Below are 22,488 nucleotides of genomic sequence, written 5' to 3' on the forward strand. Positions count from 1 at the left end.
CGTGCCGCTCAGAGGCCGACCTCGCGCATCAGCATGCCGACCTCGGTGTTGGTGAGGCGGCGCAGCCAGCCGGACTTCTGGTCGCCGAGCGGGATCGGCCCGAAGGACGTCCGCACCAGCCGCTCGACCGGGAAGCCCGCCTCGGCGAGCATCCGGCGGACGATGTGCTTGCGGCCCTCGTGGAGGGTGACCTCGACCAGGTAGTTCTTGCCGGTGTTCTCGACGACGCGGAAGTGGTCGGCGCGGGCGTAGCCGTCCTCCAGCTGGATGCCGTCCTTGAGCCGCTTGCCGAGGTCGCGCGGCAGCGGGCCCTGGACGGCGGCCAGGTAGGTCTTCTTCACGCCGTACTTCGGGTGCGTGAGGCGGTGGGCCAGCTCACCGTGGTTGGTGAGCATGATGATGCCCTCCGTCTCGGTGTCCAGCCGGCCGACGTGGAACAGCCGCGTCTCGCGGTTGGTCACGTAGTCGCCGAGGCACTGGCGGCCGTCCGGGTCCTCCATCGAGGAGACGACACCGGCGGGCTTGTTCAGCGCGAAGAAGAGATACGACTGGGCGGCGACGGTCAGGCCGTCGACCTTGATCTCGTCCTGGTGCACGTCGACGCGCATGCCCTGCTCGACGACGATCTCGCCGTTGACCTCGACGCGCGCCTGCTCGATCAGCTCCTCGCACGCGCGGCGCGAGCCCATGCCGGCCCGGGCGAGGACCTTCTGCAGCCGCTCGCCCTCCTGCTCGGCGCCCGGGTGGGTCTTGGGGAGGTTGATCTCGGGCTTGTTCGCGTACCGGTCGCGGTTGCGCTGCTCGATCTTGGCGTCCAGCTCACGCGGGCGCGAGGGGGCGCCGCCGCGCCGGAAGCCGCCGCGGTTGCCGCCCTGCGCGGGCTTCGGGCCGCCCTTGGCGCCGCCGCGGGCCGCCGAGCCGCGGCCCTTGCGGGGGCCGTCCTCGCCGCTCCGGGCGCCGGGGGCGTCGTTGCCGACGTCGTAGCGGCGCTCCTCCGGGCGGGGACGGCGGGGGCGCTGCTCCTGCTCGTCGCGTCCGCCCTGGAAGCTCTTGCGCCCGTCCTGAGAGCCCGGACGGCCGCCCTGGCCGCCGGGACGCCCGCCCTGGCCACCGGGACGCCCGCCCGGGGCTCCGGGGCGCCCGCCCTGGCTGCCGCCGCGTCCGCCGCCGCTCTGGCCGCCGGAGCGCCCGCCCGGGCCGCCGCCCTGGCCCTGGCGGAAGGACCCGCCGCCGTCACGGCCGCCCTGGCCGCGCCCGCCGCCCTGACCGGGACGACCGCCCTGGCCGCCGCTCCGGCCACTGCCGCCGCTGCCGCTTCCGCTGTTCCTGCCACTGCTTCGCATCAAAATTCCGTCTTGTCGTCTGCGTGAGTATCCGGGGTGTCCGGTGCGTCCGGATCGAACGACGGCACACCCTCTAGCGTCTCAGCCTCGATCGCGTCCGCCTCCGGGAGGAAGGGCGCGAGCTCCGGGAGCTCGTCCAGGCCGCGCAGGCCCATTCGCTCCAGAAAGTAGTTCGTCGTCCTGTACAGGATCGCACCTGTTTCGGGTTCCGCGCCCGCCTCGGCCACCAGGCCCCTCTGGAGGAGGGTCCGCATGACCCCGTCGCAGTTCACTCCGCGCACCGCCGAGACCCTGGACCGGCTCACCGGCTGCCGGTACGCGACCACCGCCAGGGTCTCCAGCGCGGCCTGGGTGAGCCGGGCGTGCTGGCCGTCCAGGACGAAGCCCTCCACGGCCGCCGCGTACTCGGGCCGGGTGTAGAAACGCCAGCCGCCCGCGACGAGCCGCAGGTCGAAGCCCCGGCGCTGCACGGTGTACTCGTCGGCCAGCTCCCGCAGCGCGTCCGCCACGGCCCTGCGGGGCCGCTGGAGCACCTTGGCGAGGTGGTCGACGGTGGCGGGCTCGTCGACGACCATGAGGACCGCCTCCAGGGCGGGCTTGAGGTCGAGCGAGGCGACCGCGCTCCCGTCGTCCGGTCCGCCGTCGTCCTGTGCGGTGGGCTGCGCGCTCATTCCCGTACGCCTTTCTCGTCCGTGCCCCCGTTGAGTTCCTGGTCGAACTCGTCCGTCACCACCGGCTCCGCGTCCGCCCCGCCGCACCAGGCCACCAGCAGATCGCCCAGCGCCTCGTCCTGGTCGAGGGTGACGGCCTTCTCGCGGTAGAGCTCCAGCAGGGCCAGGAAGCGGGCGACCACGGTCAGGGTGTCCGGCGCGTCCTCGGTCAGCACCTGGAAGCTCACCGCCGCCCCGGCCGCACGCAGCCGCTCCACCACCAGGCCCGCCTGCTCCCGGACGCTGACCAGCGGGGCATGGATGTGGTCGACGTACACCTGGGGCTTCGGCTTCGGCTGCATCGCCTTCACCGCGAGCTTCGCGAAGCCCTCGGGCCCGATGCTGATGACCACCTCGGGCAGCAGCGCGGCGTGGTGGTCCTCCAGGCCGACGGTACGGGGGTGGCGGCGGGCCTCCGACTCCAGGCGGCCCTGGAAGATCTCGGCGATCTGCTTGTACGCGCGGTACTGCAGCAGCCGCGCGAAGAGCAGGTCCCGCGCCTCCAGGAGCGCGAGATCGGCCTCGTCCTCGACCTCGGCGGCGGGCAGCAGCCGGGCGGCCTTGAGGTCGAGCAGCGTGGCGGCGACGACGAGGAACTCGGTGGTCTGGTCGAGGTCCCAGTCGGGGCCCATGGCACGGATGTACGCCATGAACTCGTCGGTGACCTTGGAGAGCGCGACCTCGGTGACGTCCAGCTTGTGCTTGGAGATCAGCTGGAGGAGGAGATCGAAGGGGCCCTCGAAGTTCACCAGGCGGACGGTGAACCGCTTGTCGTCCGGCTCGGGATCGGTCGCGGGTTCCGGCTCGGCCGCCGGTACGGGAACGGCCTCCGGCTCCGGTACGGGCTCCGGCTCGGTCGCGGGCTCCCGTACGGGCTCCGGTACGGCTTCGGGCTCCGGGAACGCCGCCACGCCCGGTCCCCGCCCCAGAGCACGGCGGCGCGGGGTGGCGGGGTCGTCGGGCGTGGGCATGGAGGTCCAGGGGTGGGGCGGTGGCGGGCGGTGGGTCCTGCGGGGCAGGCTACCCGCGCCGTGCCGCTCAGCGGCCGCGCAGCCGCCGTACGAGGATGCTCGCGTCGCCCCGGGACTCCAGGTCGGCCAGGACCACCGCCACCGCCTCGCGGACGATGCGGCCGCGGTCGACGGCGAGGCCGTGTTCGCCGCGCAGGACGAGCCGGGCGTGTTCGAGGTCCATCAGCTCCTCGGCGGAGACGTAGACCGTGATCTTCTCGTCGTGGCGTTCCCGGCCGCTGGGGCGGCGGTTCGCGCCGCGTCCGCCGCCGCGCCTGCGCTGCTGCTGGACCGCCGGGGGCTGCTCGGCCGGGGCCGCGGCGGGCACGGGGCGCTCACCGGGGGCGGCCTTGGCGGCCGGCGGGCGCTCGGCCTCGGCGCGGCCGCGCGAGTCGCCGCCGTCGGCGTCGGCCGCGGCATGCTCCTCGTGGTCGGCGGACGGGGTCGGGCCGGAGGGGTCGCTCTCCCCGGCGGGTGCGGGCACCCGGGGTTCGCCGTTCGCCTTGCGCCGCCGCTCCGCCGGGGAGGACGACTGGAGGCCCATCCCGCCTCCGGTGGTACGGAACAGTTCGTCGGCCCCCGGCAGACTCACTCGGCGTGACACCGGGCGAGCACCTCCCTGGCGAGCTGGCGATAGGCGGCTGCGCCGACCGAGTTGGAGGCGTAGGTGGTGATGGGCTCACCGGCGACCGTGGTCTCCGGGAAGCGGACCGTGCGCCCGATGACCGTGTGGTAGACGTGCTCGTCGAAGGCCTCGACGACGCGCGCCAGGACCTCACGGCTGTGCACCGTACGGGAGTCGTACATGGTGGCGAGGATGCCGTCGAGCTCCAGCTCCGGGTTGAGCCGCTCCTGGACCTTCTCGATGGTCTCGGTGAGCAGCGCCACCCCGCGCAGCGCGAAGAACTCGCACTCCAGCGGCACTATGACCTTGTGAGCGGCCGTCAGGGCGTTCACGGTGAGCAGGCCGAGCGAGGGCTGACAGTCGATCACGATGTAGTCGTAGTCGGCCATCAGCGGCTTCAGGGCGCGCTGGAGCGTGGACTCGCGGGCCACCTCGCTGACGAGCTGCACCTCGGCCGCGGAGAGGTCGATGTTGCTGGGCAGCAGGTCCATGTTGGGGACCGCGGTCTTGAGCAGGACGTCGTCGGCCGCCATGCCCCGCTCCATGAGCAGGTTGTAGACGGTGAGGTCCAGCTCCATCGGGTTGACCCCGAGGCCGACGGAGAGCGCGCCCTGCGGGTCGAAGTCGACGAGCAGGACCCGGCGTCCGTACTCCGCGAGCGCGGCGCCCAGGTTGATGGTCGACGTGGTCTTGCCCACGCCGCCCTTCTGGTTGCACATCGCGATGATCTTCGCGGGGCCGTGGTCGGTCAGGGGGCCCGGGATCGGGAAGTACGGCAGCGGCCGTCCGGTCGGGCCGATGCGCTCGCGGCGCTGACGCGCGGCGTCGGGCGCGAGGGTGGCCGCGTACTCCGGATCGGGCTCGTACTCGGCGTCGGGGTCGTAGAAGTGCCCCTCGGGCACCTCGGCGAAGTCGGCGAAGCGGTCGGTGTCCCGGCTGCTCTCGTTGCCGGCCGTGGCGTTCACGTGTAGGCCGTCCATCATCTGGGGGGCTGTCGTCATGTGCTGTTGGGTGGCGAAGGTGCGGACCGCGACGGAGCCGACAGCTTCGAGCCCGATCGGGCTCAGACCCCGTGCAGGCATCCCTGGTTGACCACCCCCAGGAGTAATTGTCGACTCATTCACAAGTCGTCTTACCTCCTTGGACGTGACCAGGAAACTTATCGATAGGTCAGCGTGGCACCATGCCGACGATTGGCGACTCTATGGCGTGTCACCGGTCCGCAGCAACACAATCCGCCGGACCCGGCCCGATGTGTCGGCAATCGAACGCCTCGCTGTCAAGGGTGCACAGCGGCCAAGCCGCACATTTCACCGCAGCACGAAACGGGTAAAGGGTTACGTTCGGCGCGAGTTGCGCAAGGGCCTCACAGGGCCCGATACGCGTCCGGCCGGACCTTGCTCGGCAAGGTCCGGCCGGAGTCCCGATGTTGACGAGAGGAGTTGACCCGTCAGCCGAGGAGCGTGCTCAGCTCGACGTGCGGGAGGCCGTGCGCCTCGGCCACCTCGCGGTAAACCACCTGGCCCTCATGGGTGTTGAGGCCCTTGGCGAGCGCGGCGTCGCGGCGCAGGGCGTCGGCCCAGCCGCGGTTCGCGAGCTCCACGATGTAGGGCAGCGTCGCGTTGGTGAGCGCGTAGGTGGAGGTGTGGGGCACCGCGCCGGGCATGTTGGCGACGCAGTAGAAGACCGAGTTGTGGACCGGGAAGGTCGGCTCGGCGTGGGTCGTCGGACGCGAGTCCTCGAAGCAGCCACCCTGATCGATTGCAATGTCGACAAGTACACTTCCGGGCTTCATCTTGGCGACGAGCTCGTTGGTGACCAGCTTCGGGGCCTTGGCTCCGGGGATCAGCACGGCGCCGATGACGAGGTCGGCCTCGACGACGGCCTTCTCCAGCTCGAAGGCGTTGGAGACGACGGTCTGCACCTTGGTGCCGAAGATCTTGTCGGCCTCGCGCAGCTTGTTGATGTCGCGGTCGAGCAGCGTGACGTGGAAGCCGAGGCCCACGGCGATCTGGGTGGCGTTCCAGCCGGAGACGCCGCCGCCGATGACGACGGCCTTGCCGGCCGCCGTGCCGGGCACGCCGCCGGGCAGCACACCGCGGCCGCCGACCGAGCGCATCAGGTGGTACGCGCCGACCTGCGGGGCGAGGCGGCCCGCGACCTCGGACATCGGGGCGAGCAGCGGGAGCGCGCGGTTCGCGGTCTCGACCGTCTCGTAGGCGATGGCGGTGGTGCCGGAGGCCAGCAGCGCGTCGGTGCACTCGCGGGAGGCGGCGAGGTGCAGGTAGGTGAAGAGCGTCTGGTCCTTGCGGAGGCGGTGGTACTCCTCGGCGACCGGCTCCTTGACCTTCAGCAGCAGGTCGGCGGCGGCCCAGACCTCGTCGGCGGTGGCCAGGATCTGCGCTCCGGCGGCGACGTACTCCTCGTCCGGGATGGACGAGCCGACGCCGGCGTCGTGCTCGATGACGACCTGGTGGCCGTGGCGGACGAGCTCATGCACTCCGGCGGGGGTGATCGCCACCCGGAACTCGTTGTTCTTGACTTCGCGGGGGATGCCGACCTTCACGTCGATCACGGTCCTTGGCTCGGAGGGTTACCCGGGCACAACGGAGCACACCCGGACATATACATCATAAATGGAGACGCCACGGAGGAACGCGGCAGAGCCAGTCTAATGAAGGACTTCGCGCTGTCTAGCCTTACAAAGCTTTATTTTTCTGTCGAAGCACTGCGGATTTCGTAGGCTGAAGCCTCCTCGCCCAGCAATCTGTCGGCCGCGCCCCGGTGCAGCCCAGCCGCCGCGGGGTCCCCGAGCCGGTCCAGGGTGTCGGCGAGCCGCAGCTGCAGCGCCGCTTGAAGCCGCACGTCACCCGCGCGCCGGGCCAGCTCGACGGCCTCCCGGCAGGTCTGGAGCGAGTCGTGCGGCCGGCCCGCGTACTCCTGGACCCGGGCGGCCTCGCTGAGCGCCCGCGCCTGGGCCGCCGGATCGCCGAGCCTGCGGTGGCCGGAGGCGGCGGCCCGCCAGTTCCGCAGCGCCTCGCCGTAGCGCCCGGCGTACGTGTGGACGGCCCCGAGCCGCCCGTAGAGCCGGGCCTCGTCCGCGCGCTCCCCCTGGGTGAGGCGCTGGGAGAGCGCCCGGCCGTACCAGTCGGCGGCCCGGTGGTAGTCCCCCAGCTCCTCGTACGCGCCGCCTACGGATTCCATCGCGCGGCCGGTGGCGTACAGGTCCTTCGCCGCCTTTCCGGCGTCCAGCGCGGCCCGGTAGCGGGTCAGCGCCTCCCGGGTGCGGCCGGTGCGGGCGTCCAGGTCGGCGAGGTTCAGCAGGGCGGCGGCCTGTTCGCGGGGCAGCTCGCGGCGGAGCGCCACGTCCAGGACGAGGCCGTGCAGCCCGTACAGCTCGGGGGCGGCCTCCTCCGTGCCCCGGTGCGCGGCCAGGGCCCGGACCAGGGCGGCCACCAGGCGTCGCGCCAGGGTGTCGAGCTCGCCGTCGGCCACGGCGAGCCGGGCCGAGGCGAGCAGGGCTGGCTGGCGGACCCGCAGCCAGGCGCCCGCCTCCTCGGCGCTCGGGAAGCGCAGCGAGCGGGGCAGTCCGGCGAGCTTGCGGCGGGCGGTGGAGCCCTCCGGCTCGGTGATCGCCCGGCAGGCCTGGAGCCGGCGCACGGTCCGCTCCAGCATCCGGGCGCGGGCCAGCTGGATCTCGCCCGGCCGGTCCCGGTCCTCCAGGAGGGCCAGCAGCATCGGGGCGAGGCAGCCGGGCACCGCGTACTGGGGGTGGGCCGCGCCGTCCGTCCGCAACAGCCCGAGCTTCACGAAGTCGTCGAGCGTGGAGCGGGCGGCGGATACCGAGCAGCCGGCCAGCGCGGAGGCCGTGTGGGCGTCGGCGAGTCCGGCGGGGGCGAGGGCCAGCAGACGCAGTATCCGGGCGGCGGCCTGCGGCAGGGAGTCGTGGACCAGCCGGAAGACCCGGGCCAGCGGGCGGGCCCCGGTGGGCTGCGGCTCGCCGGAGTCGGGCAGCTCGTGCAGCTGCCCCGCGACATCGGCGACCGAGGCCATGGGGTGGGCGGCGAGCAGGCCGCCCACCAGGGCGAGCGCGGCGGGCTGTCCCCCGCACTCCTCGGCCAGGGTCTCCGCGGTGCGGGGGTCGACGGTGATGCGGACCTGGCCGATGGCGCGGGCCAGCAGCCGCACCGCCGCGCCCTTCTCCAGTCCGCCGAGGGTGCAGGGCCGCACGTCGGGGATGCCGGTGAGCGGTCCGGTCGCGGTGGCGAGGACCAGGCAGTCCGGGTTCTCCGGGAGCAGCGGGTCGACCTGTTCGGCGTCGGCCGCGTCGTCGAGCACCAGGACGAGCCGGCGTACGGCGAGGGCCTCGCGGACCATCTCGGACAGCTCGTCCTGATCGGCGCCGGGCGGGACCGCCACCCCGAGGAGGCCGAGGATCTCGCCCGCGGTGCGTTCGGTGGGGACGCGTCCGCCGCCGGGATCGGTGAGGCCGACCCGGAGCACCCCGTCGGGGTAGTCGCCGGAGCCCGTACCGGGAACGGCCCAGGGCAGTGCGCCGGTCGCGCTCGCGGCGGCCCCCGCGGCGTCGGTTCCGGTGAGCGCTCCGGCCAGCTCCTCGGCGAGGGCGCTGCGGCCGGATCCGGGGCGTCCGGCGATCAGCAGGACCCGGGCGCGGGGGGCCTTGCGGCCGGCCAGGGTGTCCAGACCGGCGCGCTCGATGTCCGCCCGCAGAGCCTTCAACTCGCGTTCACGGCCGAAGAATCGGGGTGGGGCGGCGCCGGACGGCTCCTCGGTCCCCGGGGCCTTTGCCGGGCCGCTGGTGTCCACCGCCTGATCGGTCACGAGCCACGCTCCACTTCGCTGCACGCGGTGCCCGCCGGAGCTCCGGTCGGGACCTTTCGAGCGTAGTTCAGCGACGGGGACGATCACTGCGGAGCGGGGCGGGACCGGCCCCGACATCCCCCGATCGGATCAGCATTTCTTCATTTAGTCATCTCTTCGGATGGACCGTCAGGCCGTCGGACCGTCAGGCCGTCAGGCCTCGAAGGGGCGGGCCGGCCAGGGCGCCTCGGCCGGGCGCAGCGAGTCGATGCCGTCGCCCGCGCGTACGGCGGTGAGCGCGAGCGCCCCGACGACCAGGCAGTTGTTGTGCACGTCCCCCGCGATCACCGAGCGGACCAGCTCGGGCAGCGGCACCCGGGCGTGCTCCATGTCGGCCTCCTCCTCGGAGACCGCGTACCGCTCGCCCTCCGCCTCGGAGAGATCGCGCGCGAGAAAGATGCGCACGGCCTCGTCGCAGCCGCCGGGCGTGGTGTAGACGTCGGTCAGCACCCGCCAGTCCTCGGCCTTGACGTGCGCCTCCTCGTACAGCTCGCGCTGGGCGGCGTGCAGGGGGTTCTCGCCGGGGATGTCGAGCAGTCCGGCCGGGATCTCCCAGAGCCGGTGGCGTACCGGGTGGCGGTACTGGCGCAGGACGATGACCCGGTCCTCGTCGTCGATCGCGAGGACGGCGACGGAGCCCGGGTGGACCTGGTAGTCACGGCCGTGGACGGATCCGTCGGGCATCACCACCTGGTCGGTGCGGACGCTGGTCTTGTTGCCGGTGAAGGGGGTGACGGTCTCGGTGACCTGCCACTCCTCGGGCGTGTCCTGGATACCCATGTGCGTCCTCCCGCGTACAGAACGAAAAACCGGGGCACGGCGTCCGTGAAGGATCCGTACCCCGGTCAACCGTAATGCCTCGGAACTACTCGCCCGCGCCGACCTTGCGCGCGACGGCGGCCTTCACCAGACCCGCGAAGAGCGGGTGCGGGCGGGTCGGGCGGGACCGCAGCTCCGGGTGCGCCTGGGTGGCGACCAGGTAGGGGTGCGTCTCGCGCGGGTACTCGACGTACTCGACCAGCTTGTTGTCCGGGGAGGTGCCGGAGAAGACCAGTCCGGCCTTCTTCTCCAGCTCGGAGCGGTAGGCGTTGTTGACCTCGTAGCGGTGGCGGTGGCGCTCCTCCACGTACGGCTCACCGGCGTAGGCCTCGCGCACCAGCGAGCCCTCGGCGAGCTTGGCCGGGTAGAGGCCGAGCCGCATGGTGCCGCCGAGGTCGCCCGCGCCCTCGACGAAGGCGAGCTGCTCCTCCATCGTCGAGATGACCGGGTGGGAGGTGGCGGCGTCGAACTCGGTGGAGTTGGCGTCGGGGATCTCGGCGAGCGAGCGGGCCGCCTCGATCACGATGCACTGGAGGCCGAGACAGAGGCCGAGCAGCGGGACCTTGTTCTCGCGGGCGTAGCGGATGGCGCCGACCTTGCCGTCGACACCGCGCTCGCCGAAGCCGCCCGGGATGCAGATCGCGTCGACGTCGCCCAGGTGCTCGGCGGCGCCGGCGGCGGTCCGGCAGTCGTCGGAGGTGACCCACTTGACCTTGACCCGGGCCTTGTTGGCGAAGCCGCCGGCGCGGATCGCCTCGGTGACCGAGAGATAGGCGTCGGGCAGGTCGATGTACTTGCCGACCAGCGCGACGGTGACCTCGTGGTCGGGGTTGTGGACCCGGTCCAGCAGGTCGTCCCAGGTGGTCCAGTCGACGTCGCGGAACGGCAGGTCGAGCTTGCGCACGACGTAGGCGTCCAGGCCCTCGGTGTGCAGCACCTTGGGGATGTCGTAGATCGACTTGGCGTCGATCGCGGCCACCACGGCGGCCTCGTCGACGTCGCACATCAGCGAGATCTTGCGCTTGATGGCGGTGGGGACCTCGCGGTCGGCGCGCAGCACGATGGCGTCCGGCTGGATACCGATGTTGCGCAGGGCGGCCACCGAGTGCTGGGTGGGCTTGGTCTTCAGCTCGCCGGAGGGGCCGATGTAGGGCAGCAGCGAGATGTGCACGACGAAGACGTTGTCCCGGCCGACCTCGTGGCGGACCTGGCGGACGGTCTCCAGGAACGGCAGCGACTCGATGTCGCCGACCGTGCCGCCGACCTCGGTGATGACGACGTCCACGTCGTCGGTGGCCATGCGGCGGATGCGGTGCTTGATCTCGTTGGTGATGTGCGGGATGACCTGGACGGTGTCGCCCAGATACTCACCGCGCCGCTCCTTGGCGATGACCTGGGAGTAGACCTGGCCGGTCGTCACGTTGGCGGAGCCGTCGAGGTTGACGTCGAGGAAGCGCTCGTAGTGGCCGATGTCCAGGTCGGTCTCGGCGCCGTCGTCGGTGACGAACACCTCGCCGTGCTGGAAGGGGTTCATCGTGCCGGGGTCGACGTTGAGGTAGGGGTCGAGCTTCTGCATGGTGACCCGCAGGCCCCGTGCCTTGAGCAGCGCACCCAGGCTGGAGGCAGTCAGACCCTTGCCGAGGGAGGAGGCGACACCCCCGGTGACGAAGATGTGCTTGGTCGTCGTGGATGTGGGCTGCATAGCCAAAGGGGGCTCCCGTGGTCGCGGTTCTGAGGTGCGTACCGGCAGCCGAACCGGAGATTCCGGGGGTGCCGTCGCTGCGGTTCGGGGGCCTCGTGCGCTGTCGCGAACGACCACCGGTCCACGGGCTACCAGGGTAACAGCGACGACGGGAGGCTGCTTCCGGCCACACCCTGCACAAGGGCGTCACACCTTCACCTCAGGCACTTCACGTCCCACCCGATCAGCTCAGAGATCTTGCTGAGACCGTCGCGCGGATCTTCGTGGTGCGTCGTATCCTGCTCAAACACTCGCTGCCGAGACGGCCGGGCGGCGGCACCACCCAGGCCGCCCACCCGGTACAGGAACTCGTCGGATCTTCCCGGGTGAAAGACCCTACGACCCCCTTGACCCGCAGTAAGCGCCCTTTGACGGGGCGACATGGCCGTTCGACTGGAGACGCACGTGGCCGGGCGCATCGAGGATTACGCACTCATCGGAGACATGCAGACCGCTGCCCTGGTCTGCCGGGACGGCACAGCCGACTGGCTGTGCCTGCCCCGCTTCGACTCGCACGCCGTCTTCGCGGGGCTGCTGGGCACCGAGGAGCACGGCTTCTGGCGCCTGGGCCCCGCGAGAGCGGAAGGAACAGAACCGGCCTTCGCCGACCGGCGGCGCTATCGCGGCGACTCCCTCGTCCTGGAGTCGGAGTGGGACACGCCACGCGGCACCGTACGCGTGACCGATTTCATGCCCCCGCGTGACGGTGCGCCGCAGCTGATCCGGATCGTGGAGGGCGTCAGCGGCCGGGTGCCGATGCGCTCGGAACTGCGGATGCGTTTCAGCTACGGCCGCGTGACGCCCTGGGTGCACAAGGTGGACAACCGTACGGTCGCCGTCGCCGGGCCGGACTCGGTCTGGCTGGACACCGAGGCGGAGACGTACGGCAAGAACCTGACCACCTACTGCGACTTCACCGTCGGCCCCGGCGACCGGGTGGCGTTCACGATCAGCTGGCAGCCCTCGCACCACGAGCCGCCGGCTCTCCCGGAGCCGGAGAACTCGCTGGAGGCGACGGAGAACTTCTGGCGTGAATGGGTCGATCAGTGTACGTACCACGGGCCCTACCGGGAGGCGGTCGTCCGCTCCCTGATCACACTGAAGGCCCTGACGTACGCGCCGACCGGCGGCATCGTGGCGGCCCCGACCACCTCGCTCCCGGAGGAGATCGGCGGCGTACGGAACTGGGACTACCGCTACACCTGGCTGCGGGACGCCGCGATCACCCTCTCCTCGCTGCTGCGCACCGGGTACCGGGAAGAGGCCCGGGCCTGGCGCGAGTGGCTGCTGCGGGCGGTGGCGGGCGACCCGGAGAACCTCCAGATCATGTACGGCATCGCCGGTGAGCGCGAGCTCGGCGAGGCGGAGCTGGACTGGCTGCCCGGCTACGAGAACTCCGGCCCGGTCCGCGTCGGCAACGGCGCGGCCAACCAGCTCCAGCTCGATGTCTACGGCGAGGTCACCGAGGCGCTGCACCTGGCGCACATGACGGGTCTCACCCGCAACGACTACGCCATGGGCCTCCAGCTCAAGCTGATCGAGTATCTGGAGAAGCACTGGGAGGAGCCCGACGAGGGCATCTGGGAGGTGCGCGGCCCGCGCCGGCACTTCGTGCACTCCAAGGTGATGGCCTGGGTCGCGGTCGACCGGACGATCAAGCTGGTCGAGTCCGGCGACGTCGAGGGCCCGCTGGAGCGGTGGTACCAGCTGCGCGACGACATCCACCGGGATGTCTGCGAGCGCGGCTACGACAAGGAGCGCAACACCTTCACCCAGTCCTACGGGTCGAAGGAGCTGGACGCCTCGCTGCTGCTCATCCCGCAGATGGGCTTCCTGCCGCCGGACGACAAGCGGGTCATCGGCACGATCGAGGCGATCCAGCGGGAGCTGTCCACGGAGGACGGCTTCATCCTGCGCTATCCGACCGAGGGCGAGGACGCGGGCGTCGACGGTCTGGCGGGCGACGAGGGCGCGTTCCTGGCCTGCTCGTTCTGGATGGCCGACGACCTGGCGATGATCGGCCGGGTCGACGAGGCGCGCCAGCTGTTCGAGAAGCTGCTGGCGCTCCGCAACGACCTGGGCCTGCTGGCCGAGGAGTGGGACTCCAACCTCCAGCGCCAGGTCGGCAACTTCCCGCAGGCGTTCAGCCACGTCCCGCTGATCGACACGGCCCTGCGGCTGACGGCGAGCGGCGCGTACGTGGGCTGAGCCCTCACCGGACCGCCCATCGCGCCCCTCACGGCGCGGTGGGCGGTTCGGCTGTGTACGCCCGGTGCAAGGTCTCCAGGAACCGGGGCGCCGCGGGCAGGTCGGTGGCGCCGATCCGGTGGACCGCCACGCCCGGGGTCCAGGAGTTCATGACGGCCGCGCCGGCGAGGGCGGGCAGGTCGTCGAGGGTGATCGCGGCGGTCCGCTGCTCGACTCCGAGCCGGTCCAGCTGCCGGCGGACGATGCCCAGCGTCGTACCGGTCAGGATGCGGGCCTCGGGCCAGACCACCGCTTCGCCGTCCCAGAAGGCCAGGTTCCAGATCGTCGCCTCGCCGAACCGGCCCGCGCGGTCCAGGAAGGCGGCGTCGTCGAAGCCCTCGGCGACGGCCTGACGGAGCAGGTGGGTCTTGGCGATCTCGCCGACGTGCTTGATGTGCGGCAGGAACCGCTCGTGCTCGACCGCGGCGAGCGCCAGCGGGCCGCCGGGGCCGGTCGACGGGGGCCCGGTGCGTACCAGCAGCGCCAGGTCCGCTTCGGTCGCGGTGAACTCGCCGGCCGTGGAGAAGACCGTGGCCGTCAGGGAGAGGTCGGCGGCCGGTGCGGCGGCGAGAGCGGTACGGAGGTGGGCGCGGACCAGGTCTTCGGGCAGGGCCCGGCCGAACAGCTCCACCGACGCGGAGCGCAGCCGCTCCAGGTGGAGGTCGAGGCCCCGGGCCCGGCCGTCGCGGATCTGTACGGCGGTGAAGTGGGCGTGGCCGGCGAAGGCGAGCGGGGCGAGGTCGGCGCCGGTCGTCGGCCGGCCGTTCAGGTGCGCGATGTGCGGGGAATCTTCGTTCATGGCTGGGACGTTAGAGCTTGACACCGGTGTCAAGGTCAAGCGTCGAGGGCGGGGAGCCATGCTGATCGGGGAGTTGTCGCGCCGGACGGGCGTCAGCGCGCGGTCGTTACGGTACTACGAGGCGCAGGGGCTGCTGACGGCCCGGCGCGGCACGAACGGCTATCGCGCGTACGACGAGGACGCGGTCGCCTCCGTACGGAAGATCCGCGCGCTGCTGCGGGCCGGGCTCTCCACCGAGGTGATCCGTCAGGTGCTGCCGTGTGCCCGGGGCGAGCAGGCGGGCTTCGACTGGTGTGCGGAGCTGCGGGCGATCCTGTACGGGGAGCTGGCGGACCTGGACGAGCGGATCGAGGCGTTGCGACGCAGCCGGGGGGCGTTGGTGGGGTTGTTGGAAGCGCGGGGGTGAGCGGTACGGCCCCGGGGTGCCCGGGGCCGTACCGCTCGGGTCTATTCGAAGGCCGCCGCCGCCTCCTTGAGCGCGGCGGCCACCGCCTCCGGCGCGTCGGGGCCCGGTTCGCCGGGGGTGTAGGTGACCGAGCGCAGGGTGCCCTCGTAGCGGAAGGTCCGGTGGCGCTCGAACAGGGGCCAGGAGACCGGGGACTTGCGGTCGACGCCGATGCTGATGCCCTGGAACGGGGCCATGCCGATGAGCTGGTGGACGCTGGGCGGGGTGGCCCGTACCTCGCCGTCGACGCTGACCGTGAACGACCAGCGCAGCCCCTTCTCCGCCGTGGCGGCGAGGACGATGACGTGTGCGCCCGGGGCGAGCGGCCCGGCGTCGGTCTCGTGCAGGACGCCGTACTCGTTGTAGGCCAGGCGCAGCCGCCCGTCCTCGACGTACAGGCTGTAGCCGCCGCCCTGGTCGCCGTGGGAGACGAGCACCCCTTCCCCCGTCCCGTCGATGACGACGGTGATCTCGAAGGAGCGCAGCGCGATGAGCCGGGAGGAGCGGTAGCGCTCCAGTTCCGGGGTGCCGGGCAGCAGGGTCAGCGGGCGGGCGAGGCGTTGTTCGGCGGGGTTGCGGCGAGCGAGGGCCCCGCTGCCGTCGGGGAGCGGGAAGACCCCGTTGCGCCAGGCGGCCGCCTCCCAGGCCTCGGACAACTCCTTGACCAGGTCGGGGCGTTCGGCGGCGAGGTCGTGGACCTCGGTGGGGTCGGTGCGGATGTCGTACAGCGCCCACTCGGAGTCGTCGTAGGGTGCGCCGGGCCGGTGGAGGGTGACGAGCTTGTGGCCGCCCCGGTAGTAGCTGCGGTTGCCGGTCATCTCGCAGTACTGCTCGGGGTGGGTGGAGGCGTGGTCCGGGTCGGCGAGGACCGGGGTGAAGCTGACGCCGTCCGGTTCCTGGAGGGTGATCCCGCGCCGCTCGGCCGGGCGGTCGAGTCCGGCGAGCCGCAGCAGGGTGGGGGCGATGTCGGTGACGTACTGGTACTGCGTGCGCACGCCGGGGGCCAGCAGCTCCTCGCGGGCGCCCTTGGGCCAGGACAGGACGAACGGGACGCGCACCCCGCCGGCGTACGTGTGCCCCTTGTACAGCCGGAAGGGGGTGTTGGAGGCCATGCCCCAGCCGCGCGGGTAGTGGACCAGGCTGCGCGGGCCGCCGATCAGTTCGGGGTCGCGGTCGACGTCGGGGGTCCAGTCGCCGGGCAGGGCGGGGTGGTGGACGAAGCGGCTGAAGTAGGAGCGGGTGCCTTCGAGGCCGCCTTCGCCGGTGCCGCCGTTGTCGGAGGTGAAGACGATGATGGTGTTGTCGAGTTCGCCGAGCGCTTCGAGGGTGTCGGTGAGCCGGGCCAGGTTCTGGTCGATGTTGTCGACGAGTGCCGCGTAGACCTCCATGTAGCGGGCGTAGAGCCGCTGTTGCTCCTCGGTGAGGCTGTCCCAGGCGGGGACGTCGAGGCCGGCCTCGCTGTTGCGGTCGGGCAGTTCGGTGCCGGGCGGCAGCAGTCCGGCGGCGAGCTGGGCGGCGAAGCGGCGTTCCCGCAGGACGTCCCAGCCCTCGTCGTAGCGGCCCCGGTGGCGGGCGATGTCCTCGGGCTTGGCCTGGAGCGGTCCGTGGACGGCGTTGTGGGCGAGGTAGAGGAAGAACGGTTTGTCGGGGTCGTGGGCGCGCAGCGACTTCACCATGGAGATGGCCTGGTCGGTGATGTCGTCGGTGTAGTAGTAGTCGTCGGCGAAGTCGTCGATGTCCAGCGGGCTGTTGTCGCGGACGAGTTGGTGGGGGTGGAAGAGGCTCGTGAGGCCTTCGAGGACGCCGTAGTACTGGTCGAAGCCCTTGTTCAGCGGCCAGTTGTCCCGGTCGTCGGCCGCGTTGGAGGCGGAGTCGCGGACCAGGTGCCATTTGCCGACGGCGTAGGTGGCGTAGCCGGTGTCGTGGAGCAGTTCTGCGAGGGTGGGGATGTCGTCGGCGATCTCCATGCCGTAACCGGGGAAGCCGGGGTCGGAGTTGGCGACCATGGCGTAGCCGACGCGGTGCGGGTTGAGGCCGGTGAGCAGGGCGGCGCGGGCCGGGGAGCAGAGCGGCATGGTGTGGTAGTTGGTGAGCCGTACGCCGTTGTCGGCGAGCGCGTCGAGGGTCGGGGTGGCGATCTCGGAGCCGAAGGGCCCGATGTCGCTGTAGCCCATGTCGTCGACGAGGACGACGACGATGTTGGGGGCCTTGCCGCCGGGGGTGGTGCGCGGCGGCCAGGAGGGCTCCGACTCGGCGAAGGTGCGGCCGACCCGGCCGGGGAAGCCGGCGTAGGGGTCGCGTCGGGTGGCGTCGGTGGTCATCGGCGGGGCTCTCCGTCATGGCGGGGGTGGTGGTCGTCGGGCAGCGGGAACAGCCGGGCCAGTTCATCGGCCACGGCCGTGAGCTGGGGGCGTCCGGGGTGGCCGGTGAAGGCGGCGATCTGGAGCAGGGTGGAGCCGCCGCGGACGGTCAGCAGCTCGGTGTCGAGCAGCCCGGGCACGATCCGGCGGACCGCGTCGGCAGCCGCCGGTTCGGCCAGCAGATCCGCCAGCGGTGTACGGAGGTTGAGCGCGCCCTCGGTGAACTCGTCCGAGCGGGCGGCGGGTTCGCGGGCCGCTTCCGACCGTGCGCGCTGGGCGGCGACGAGCAGGTGGGCCTCGGTCACCCGGTCCGGATCGTCCGGGACGCCGAGGCGCGCGTACTGGTCGGCGGGGGCGTCGTTCTCGCGCAGCCCTTCCACCAGCAGCCGGAGCATGCGCAGCTCGACCGCGTCGTCGACGACCGGCTTCTCCTGACGCGGGTCGGCGGCCAGGTCGAAGAGGAGGGTGCCGAAGCGCTGCGGGCCCAGGAGCGGGGAGGGGCGGGCGGGGATGCGGAGGGTGGGCACGCCCTTGGTGAACGCGAACGGTTCGGCCAGGGTCAGCCCGGTCAGCTCCTCGGGGGTGAAGCGGCCGCGGATACGGGTCGGCATGAGGGTGTGTTCGTACAGCGGCTGGTTGGTGTCGTCGTGGCAGGCCCGCATGTAGACGTAGCGCCCGTCGGTGACGTTCACATGGCCGCCGAACATGCCGAACAGGGCTGATTCTCTGGGCTGTTGCGCGTCGGCGGTCTCGCGCAGCGGGCGGCCCTGGACGTCCGGCGGGATGTCGGCGCCGAAGAAGTCCAGCAGGGTCGGCGCGAGGTCGACGGTCTGGACGAGCGATCCGTCGCGGGTGCCGGCCCGGTCCGGGCGGCGCGGGTCGTGGACGAAGAGCGGGGTGTGGACCAGCTCTTCGTACCAGGGGGTGACGACCTTCGCCCACCAGCCCTTCTCCCCGAGCAGATAGCCGTGGTCGGTGCAGACGATCAGCAAGGTGTCGTCCCACAGGCCGTGTTCGTCCATCGCGTCGAGGACCCGGCCGAGCGAGTGGTCGCACATGGAGAGCAGGGCCGCGTACTCGTAGCGGGCGTGGCTCTCCTGCTCCTCGGTCTCGGTGACCCGGTTGTAGTCGGGCCAATCGAAGTGCGGGCCTTCGTAATCGTGCGGGTAGAGGTCCTTGTAGTGGTCCTGGGTGAAGAAGGGTTCGTGCGGGTCGAAGGTCTCGATCTGGACGAACCAGTCGTCCTCGGCGTGATTGGTCCGCAGGAATTCCAGCCCGGCGTCGAAGGTGAGGGTCTGCGGCTGTTTCGCCTCGGTGTCCAGGTGCTGCCGGTTGACCCAGTCCTGCCGCCAGAGGTCGTTGCGGGTGGCGCGCAGGTTCTCCGGGATGTCCGGGTCGGCGACCTGGCCCTTCCAGGCGTCGCCCTCCTGGCCCCGGAAGAACTCCCAGGAGTTGTAGCGGCCGTGGTAGGTGGCCCCGCCGTCCTCCCAGTAGTGCTGGTGGTCGCTGACCAGGTGGGTGTAGACGCCGTGCCGCTTCAGGATCTCGGGCATCGAGTCGTCGAACGGCTCCAGCGGGCCCCAGCCCCGGTGCAGGAAGTTGTGGCGTCCGGTGTGCAGTTCACGGCGGGCCGGCATACAGGGCATCGAGCCCGCGTAGCACTGGTCGTAGGTGACCGTACGGTCGGCCAGGCGGGCGAAGTTGGGGGCGTGGATCCAGTCGGCCCCGTAGGGCGGCAGCAGATGCCGGTTGAGGCTGTCGAACATCACCATGACGGCCTTCACGCGGTGTTCCGTCCTTCCGCAGGATCAAGGGGGTCCAGGTCACGGGCGCGACGGAAGCCGCCGTGGCCGGTCGAGGAGTCGGGGGTGTTGTGGGAGCGGGCGGCGACCCGGTAGCGGTTGCAGTACGAGGCGTGGCAGAGGTAGGAGCCGCCCCGGATGACGCGCTCACCGGGTCCGAAGGCGTCCGCGCACCACTCCCAGACGTTGCCGGAGGTGTTGTGGAGCCCGTGGCCGTTGGGCTCGTACGCGGTGACGGGCACGGTGCCGGTGCGGCCGCCGGGCCGCTCCGAGCGGTGCGGGAAGCGGCCGAGCCAGGTGTTGCACATCTCGCGGCCTTCGGGGGTGAAGTCGTCGCCCCACGGATAGCGCGCCCCGTCCAGGCCACCGCGCGCCGCGTACTCCCACTCCGCCTCGGTGGGCAGCCGGGTGCCGGTCCAGTCGCAGTAGGCGAGGGCGTCGTCGTACGAGATGTGGACGACCGGGTGGTCGGACCGGTCCATGACATCGGAGCCGGGCCCTTCCGGCGCGTCCCAGGTCGCGCCTGCGACGCCGAGCCACCAGGGCGCGCCGGGCACCCGCCCGAGGATGTGGCGCTCGGCGGCCTTCGGGTGGACCAGCAGATGGAAGACGTAACTGCTGCCGTGGCGTTCGGCGTCGGTGCGATAGCCGGTGGCGGCCGCGAAGGCCGCCCAGTCGGCGTTGGTGACGGCGGTGGTGTCGATGGCGAAGGGGGCCACGGTGACGTCCCGCACCGGGCCCTCCCGGTCGGCGGGGTAGCCCTCGCCGAAGGCGTCGCCCATCCGGAAGGTGCCGCCGGGCAGTTCGGCCATCACGCCTCGGGTGGTGGCGGCAGTGCGGCGGACGGCCGGGAGCGGCAGGAGGGCCGTCGACGCTCCCGTACAGGCGCGTCCGGGCGCGCAGCAGGCGTTCACGCGAGCACCTCGGACTTCTCCGGCAACGGCTTCACGGGTACGGGCACGGGCTCGGGCGCCGCTGCCAACAGGGCCCGGGTGTACGGGTCCTGGGGGTGCTCGCAGACCTCGTCGGCGCCGCCGGTCTCCACGATCCGGCCCCGGTGCATGACCGCGATGCGGTGGCTGACCTGGCGGACGACGGCGAGGTCGTGGGCGATGAAGACCAGGGCGAGGCCCAGATCCCGCTGGAGGTCGGTGAGCAGGCCGACGATCTGGGCCTGGACCGAGACGTCGAGCGCGGAGACGGGTTCGTCGCAGATGAGGACGGACGGGCCGGGGGCGAGCGCCCGCGCGATGCCGATGCGCTGGCGCTGGCCGCCGGAGAACGAGCGCGGGTGCCGGTCGGCGACGGCCGGGTCGAGACCGGCGAGCGTGAGCAGCTCGGCGACCCGGGCCTCCCGCCCGTCCCGGTCGCCGAGGCCGAAGGCGATCAGCGGCTCGGCGACGATCTGCCCTACGGTCATCCGGGGGTTGAGGGAGGCGTAGGGGTCCTGGAACACCATCTGGACCTGCCGGCGCACCGCGTGCAGCGCCCGCCGCGAGGGCCGGGTGACGTCCTCGCCGCGCAGCCGCAGCGTGCCCCCGTCCGAGGGGTGGGCGTGCGCCAGCACCCGGGCCAGGGTCGACTTGCCCGAGCCGGACTCCCCCACGATGCCCAGGGTCTCCCCCTCGGCCAGGGTCAGCGACACCCGGTCCAGCGCGGTGAACCCGGCCCCCCGAACGCCACGCCGCCGGTACGTCTTGACCAGCCCCTCCGCCTCCAGCACCACGGCCCCGGGCGCGGGCCGGTCGATCCGGGCGGGCGGCGGGGGCGCGGGCAGCGGTTCGGTGCGCCCGGCTGCGGGCAGGCAGGCGGCCCGCACCCCGTCGGTCAGCTCGACGAGCGGGGGCGTCCCCGTACGGCAGCGGTCCTCGACGAGCGTGCAGCGCGCGGCGAACGCGCAGCCGTCGCCGAGCAGCGCGAGGTCGGGCGGGGCGCCGGGGATGCCGGTGAGCCGGGTGCCGGAGGGGGCGGAGAGCCGGGGCACGGCGGCCAGGAGCCCGGCGGTGTACGGGTGGCGGGGGCGGGTGAGCACCTCGGCGGTGGGCCCGTCCTCCACGACGGTGCCGCCGTACATGACGAGGACGCGTGCGCAGGAGCGGGCGACGACGCCCATGTTGTGGGTGATGAGGACGAGGGCGGTGCCGGTCTCGCGGTTGAGGTCGGCGAGGAGGGTGAGGATCTGCTCCTGGACGGTGGCGTCGAGTGCGGTGGTCGGTTCGTCGGCGAGCAGGATGTCCGGTTCGCCGGCCAGGGCCATGGCGATGAGGATGCGCTGGCGCTGGCCGCCGGAGAACTGGTGCGGGTGGTCGTCGATACGGCGGTGGGGTTCGGGGATGCCGACCCGGTCCAGGAGGTCGACCGCGCGGGCCCGGCGTGCGTCGCGGGCTCGCCTGCCCCGTTCCCCGCCGTGCGCCCGGAGGACTTCGTCGAGGTGGCGGCCGACGCTGAGCACCGGGTTCAGGGCGGTCATCGGGTCCTGGAAGATCATGCCGATGCGCGCGCCGCGTACCGCCCGCAGCTCCTCGTCGGTGGCGGCGGCGAGGTCCTGGCCGTCCAGCAGGACGGAGCCGGTGGCGATGCGGCCGGTGCCGGGCAGCATCCGGGTCAGGGCGAGCGCGGTGGTGGACTTGCCGGAGCCGGACTCGCCGACGACGGCGAGGGTCTCGCCCCGGCGCAGGGTGAAGGAGAGGTTGCGCACGGCGTGCAGGGGCGAGCCGTCGGGGCCGGTGAAGTCGACGCCGAGGTCGCGGACTTCGAGGAGTTCGCGAGGCGGCCGCGAGGAGGCGGAGTCCGGTGCGGTCATCGGCGTATCTCCCGGTTGAGCGCCTCGGCGATGAGCGAGAGTCCGAGGACGAGCGCGGTCACGGTGATCAGCGGCCCGGCGGCGAAGTGCGGGGCCTGGTCGAGGTAGGGCATCGACTGGCTGAGGACGGAGCCGAGCGTCGGCTCCGGCGGCCGGACGCCCACGCCGAGGAAGCTCATCGCGCCCTCGATGAAGACGGCGACGGTCAGCGACACGGCGATCTGGACGATCAGCGGGTCGGCGGCGTTGGGCAGGATGTGCCGGACGAGCACCCGGGGGCCCGAACTGCCGCCGACCCGGGCGGCGGTGACGTACTCCCGCTCCCGCTGGACGAGGATCCCGCCGCGCAGCAGCCGTCCGAACGCCGGGATCTCGGCGAGCGCGATGACCAGGACGACGGGCAGCCGGCCGGGGCCGAGGATCGCGGTGACGGCGAGCGCGAGGATCAGGCCCGGGAAGGCCAGGACGAGGTCGAAGACCCGCTGGACGAGGGTGTCGGCGACCGGGTGCGCCGCCGCTGCCAGGGCGAACAGGCAGCCGAGGGCCGCGCCGAGGGGGACGGCGATCGCGATGATCCCGAGGTCGGCGCGGATGCCGTACAGCACTCGGCTGAGCAGGTCGCGGCCGAGGTCGTCGGTGCCGAGCGGGTGGCCGGGCGTGCCGAGGGCGGCGAGGCTCTGGCCGCTCTGGTCGGTGGGCCCGTGACCGGCGAGGAGCGGGGCGAGCAGTCCGGCGAGGACCACCACGCCGACGAGGACCAGGCCGGTCCGGGCGCGGGCGGTGGAGAGCGCGGCACGGTAGGGGTGGCGGGGGCGTACGGCCTTACGCGCGCTCACGGGTTTCCGCGGGCTGTCGGGCAGGGCCTCCGGGGACGCCGGGGCGAGGTCGGGGGTCGAGGTCATG

17 protein-coding genes are annotated in these 22,488 nt (G+C 72.3%); 2 read left to right on the forward strand and 15 right to left on the reverse strand.

Features of this window, described 5'->3' with window-relative positions:
• Positions 1 to 8: 8 nt before the first annotated feature.
• The 9 genes from ACSMXR_RS06055 to ACSMXR_RS06095 form a co-directional block, all read right to left on the reverse strand.
• Positions 9 to 1,343: a pseudouridine synthase gene (locus ACSMXR_RS06055; protein ID WP_218528012.1), complete on the reverse strand. Its 1,335-nt coding sequence runs from the start codon at positions 1,341 to 1,343 to the stop codon at positions 9 to 11.
• Complete coding sequence (gene scpB, locus ACSMXR_RS06060) at positions 1,343 to 2,014, reverse strand: SMC-Scp complex subunit ScpB (protein ID WP_030630960.1); 672 nt, start codon at positions 2,012 to 2,014, stop codon at positions 1,343 to 1,345. The genes ACSMXR_RS06055 and scpB overlap by 1 nt, the downstream gene beginning before the upstream one ends.
• Positions 2,011 to 3,024, reverse strand: a complete 1,014-nt coding sequence (locus ACSMXR_RS06065; RefSeq protein ID WP_473171378.1) for a segregation and condensation protein A — start codon at positions 3,022 to 3,024, stop codon at positions 2,011 to 2,013. Before ACSMXR_RS06065 ends, scpB begins: the two co-directional genes overlap by 4 nt.
• A gap of 67 nt (positions 3,025 to 3,091) precedes the next feature.
• Entirely contained in the window at positions 3,092 to 3,655 is a 564-nt protein-coding gene (locus ACSMXR_RS06070; RefSeq protein WP_381797083.1) for a hypothetical protein, read from the reverse strand.
• On the reverse strand, positions 3,652 to 4,770 hold the full coding sequence (locus tag ACSMXR_RS06075; protein ID WP_003970030.1) for a ParA family protein: 1,119 nt from the start codon (positions 4,768 to 4,770) through the stop codon (positions 3,652 to 3,654). Before ACSMXR_RS06075 ends, ACSMXR_RS06070 begins: the two co-directional genes overlap by 4 nt.
• Before the next feature lie 368 nt (positions 4,771 to 5,138).
• Complete coding sequence (gene ald / locus ACSMXR_RS06080; RefSeq protein WP_086778799.1) at positions 5,139 to 6,254, reverse strand: alanine dehydrogenase; 1,116 nt, start codon at positions 6,252 to 6,254, stop codon at positions 5,139 to 5,141.
• Positions 6,255 to 6,397: 143 nt separating this feature from the next.
• A complete protein-coding gene (locus ACSMXR_RS06085; RefSeq protein ID WP_218528011.1) occupies positions 6,398 to 8,530 on the reverse strand; it encodes an ATP-binding protein in 2,133 nt (710 codons plus the stop codon).
• Between the two features lie 192 nt (positions 8,531 to 8,722).
• The gene (locus ACSMXR_RS06090) at positions 8,723 to 9,349 is read right to left on the reverse strand and encodes an NUDIX domain-containing protein (protein ID WP_473171379.1); all 627 of its coding nucleotides are present in this window, start codon (positions 9,347 to 9,349) and stop codon (positions 8,723 to 8,725) included.
• 85 nt (positions 9,350 to 9,434) lie between these two features.
• Positions 9,435 to 11,090, reverse strand: coding sequence for a CTP synthase (locus tag ACSMXR_RS06095; RefSeq protein WP_030085836.1), 1,656 nt, complete (start codon positions 11,088 to 11,090; stop codon positions 9,435 to 9,437).
• A gap of 444 nt (positions 11,091 to 11,534) precedes the next feature.
• Here ACSMXR_RS06095 and ACSMXR_RS06100 point away from each other — a divergent pair, with 444 nt between their 5' ends.
• Positions 11,535 to 13,337 carry a glycoside hydrolase family 15 protein gene (locus ACSMXR_RS06100; RefSeq protein ID WP_103509813.1) on the forward strand — a complete coding sequence of 601 codons (1,803 nt, stop codon included), beginning with the start codon at positions 11,535 to 11,537 and terminating at the stop codon, positions 13,335 to 13,337.
• A 28-nt stretch (positions 13,338 to 13,365) separates the two neighbouring features.
• Here ACSMXR_RS06100 and ACSMXR_RS06105 read toward each other — a convergent pair whose 3' ends face one another.
• Complete coding sequence (locus tag ACSMXR_RS06105; protein ID WP_473171380.1) at positions 13,366 to 14,175, reverse strand: aminotransferase class IV family protein; 810 nt, start codon at positions 14,173 to 14,175, stop codon at positions 13,366 to 13,368.
• Positions 14,176 to 14,233: 58 nt separating this feature from the next.
• Here ACSMXR_RS06105 and ACSMXR_RS06110 point away from each other — a divergent pair, with 58 nt between their 5' ends.
• Entirely contained in the window at positions 14,234 to 14,581 is a 348-nt protein-coding gene (locus ACSMXR_RS06110; protein WP_473171381.1) for a MerR family transcriptional regulator, read from the forward strand.
• A 41-nt stretch (positions 14,582 to 14,622) separates the two neighbouring features.
• Here ACSMXR_RS06110 and ACSMXR_RS06115 read toward each other — a convergent pair whose 3' ends face one another.
• Genes ACSMXR_RS06115 through ACSMXR_RS06135 form a run of 5 tightly spaced genes read right to left on the reverse strand, consistent with a single transcriptional unit; the run spans position 14,623 to position 22,487 of the window.
• Complete coding sequence (locus ACSMXR_RS06115) at positions 14,623 to 16,941, reverse strand: arylsulfatase (RefSeq protein WP_473171382.1); 2,319 nt, start codon at positions 16,939 to 16,941, stop codon at positions 14,623 to 14,625.
• Positions 16,938 to 18,764 carry a sulfatase-like hydrolase/transferase gene (locus ACSMXR_RS06120; RefSeq protein ID WP_473171383.1) on the reverse strand — a complete coding sequence of 609 codons (1,827 nt, stop codon included), beginning with the start codon at positions 18,762 to 18,764 and terminating at the stop codon, positions 16,938 to 16,940. Before ACSMXR_RS06120 ends, ACSMXR_RS06115 begins: the two co-directional genes overlap by 4 nt.
• A complete protein-coding gene (locus ACSMXR_RS06125; RefSeq protein WP_473171384.1) occupies positions 18,761 to 19,696 on the reverse strand; it encodes a formylglycine-generating enzyme family protein in 936 nt (311 codons plus the stop codon). Before ACSMXR_RS06125 ends, ACSMXR_RS06120 begins: the two co-directional genes overlap by 4 nt.
• Positions 19,693 to 21,585: a dipeptide ABC transporter ATP-binding protein gene (locus ACSMXR_RS06130; RefSeq protein ID WP_473171385.1), complete on the reverse strand. Its 1,893-nt coding sequence runs from the start codon at positions 21,583 to 21,585 to the stop codon at positions 19,693 to 19,695. The genes ACSMXR_RS06125 and ACSMXR_RS06130 overlap by 4 nt, the downstream gene beginning before the upstream one ends.
• Positions 21,582 to 22,487 (reverse strand): ABC transporter permease, encoded by a 906-nt coding sequence (locus ACSMXR_RS06135; RefSeq protein WP_218528005.1) that lies wholly within the window; start codon positions 22,485 to 22,487, stop codon positions 21,582 to 21,584. The genes ACSMXR_RS06130 and ACSMXR_RS06135 overlap by 4 nt, the downstream gene beginning before the upstream one ends.
• Position 22,488 lies beyond the last annotated feature (1 nt).

It is taken from the genome of Streptomyces sp. DSM 106670, assembly GCF_055792845.1.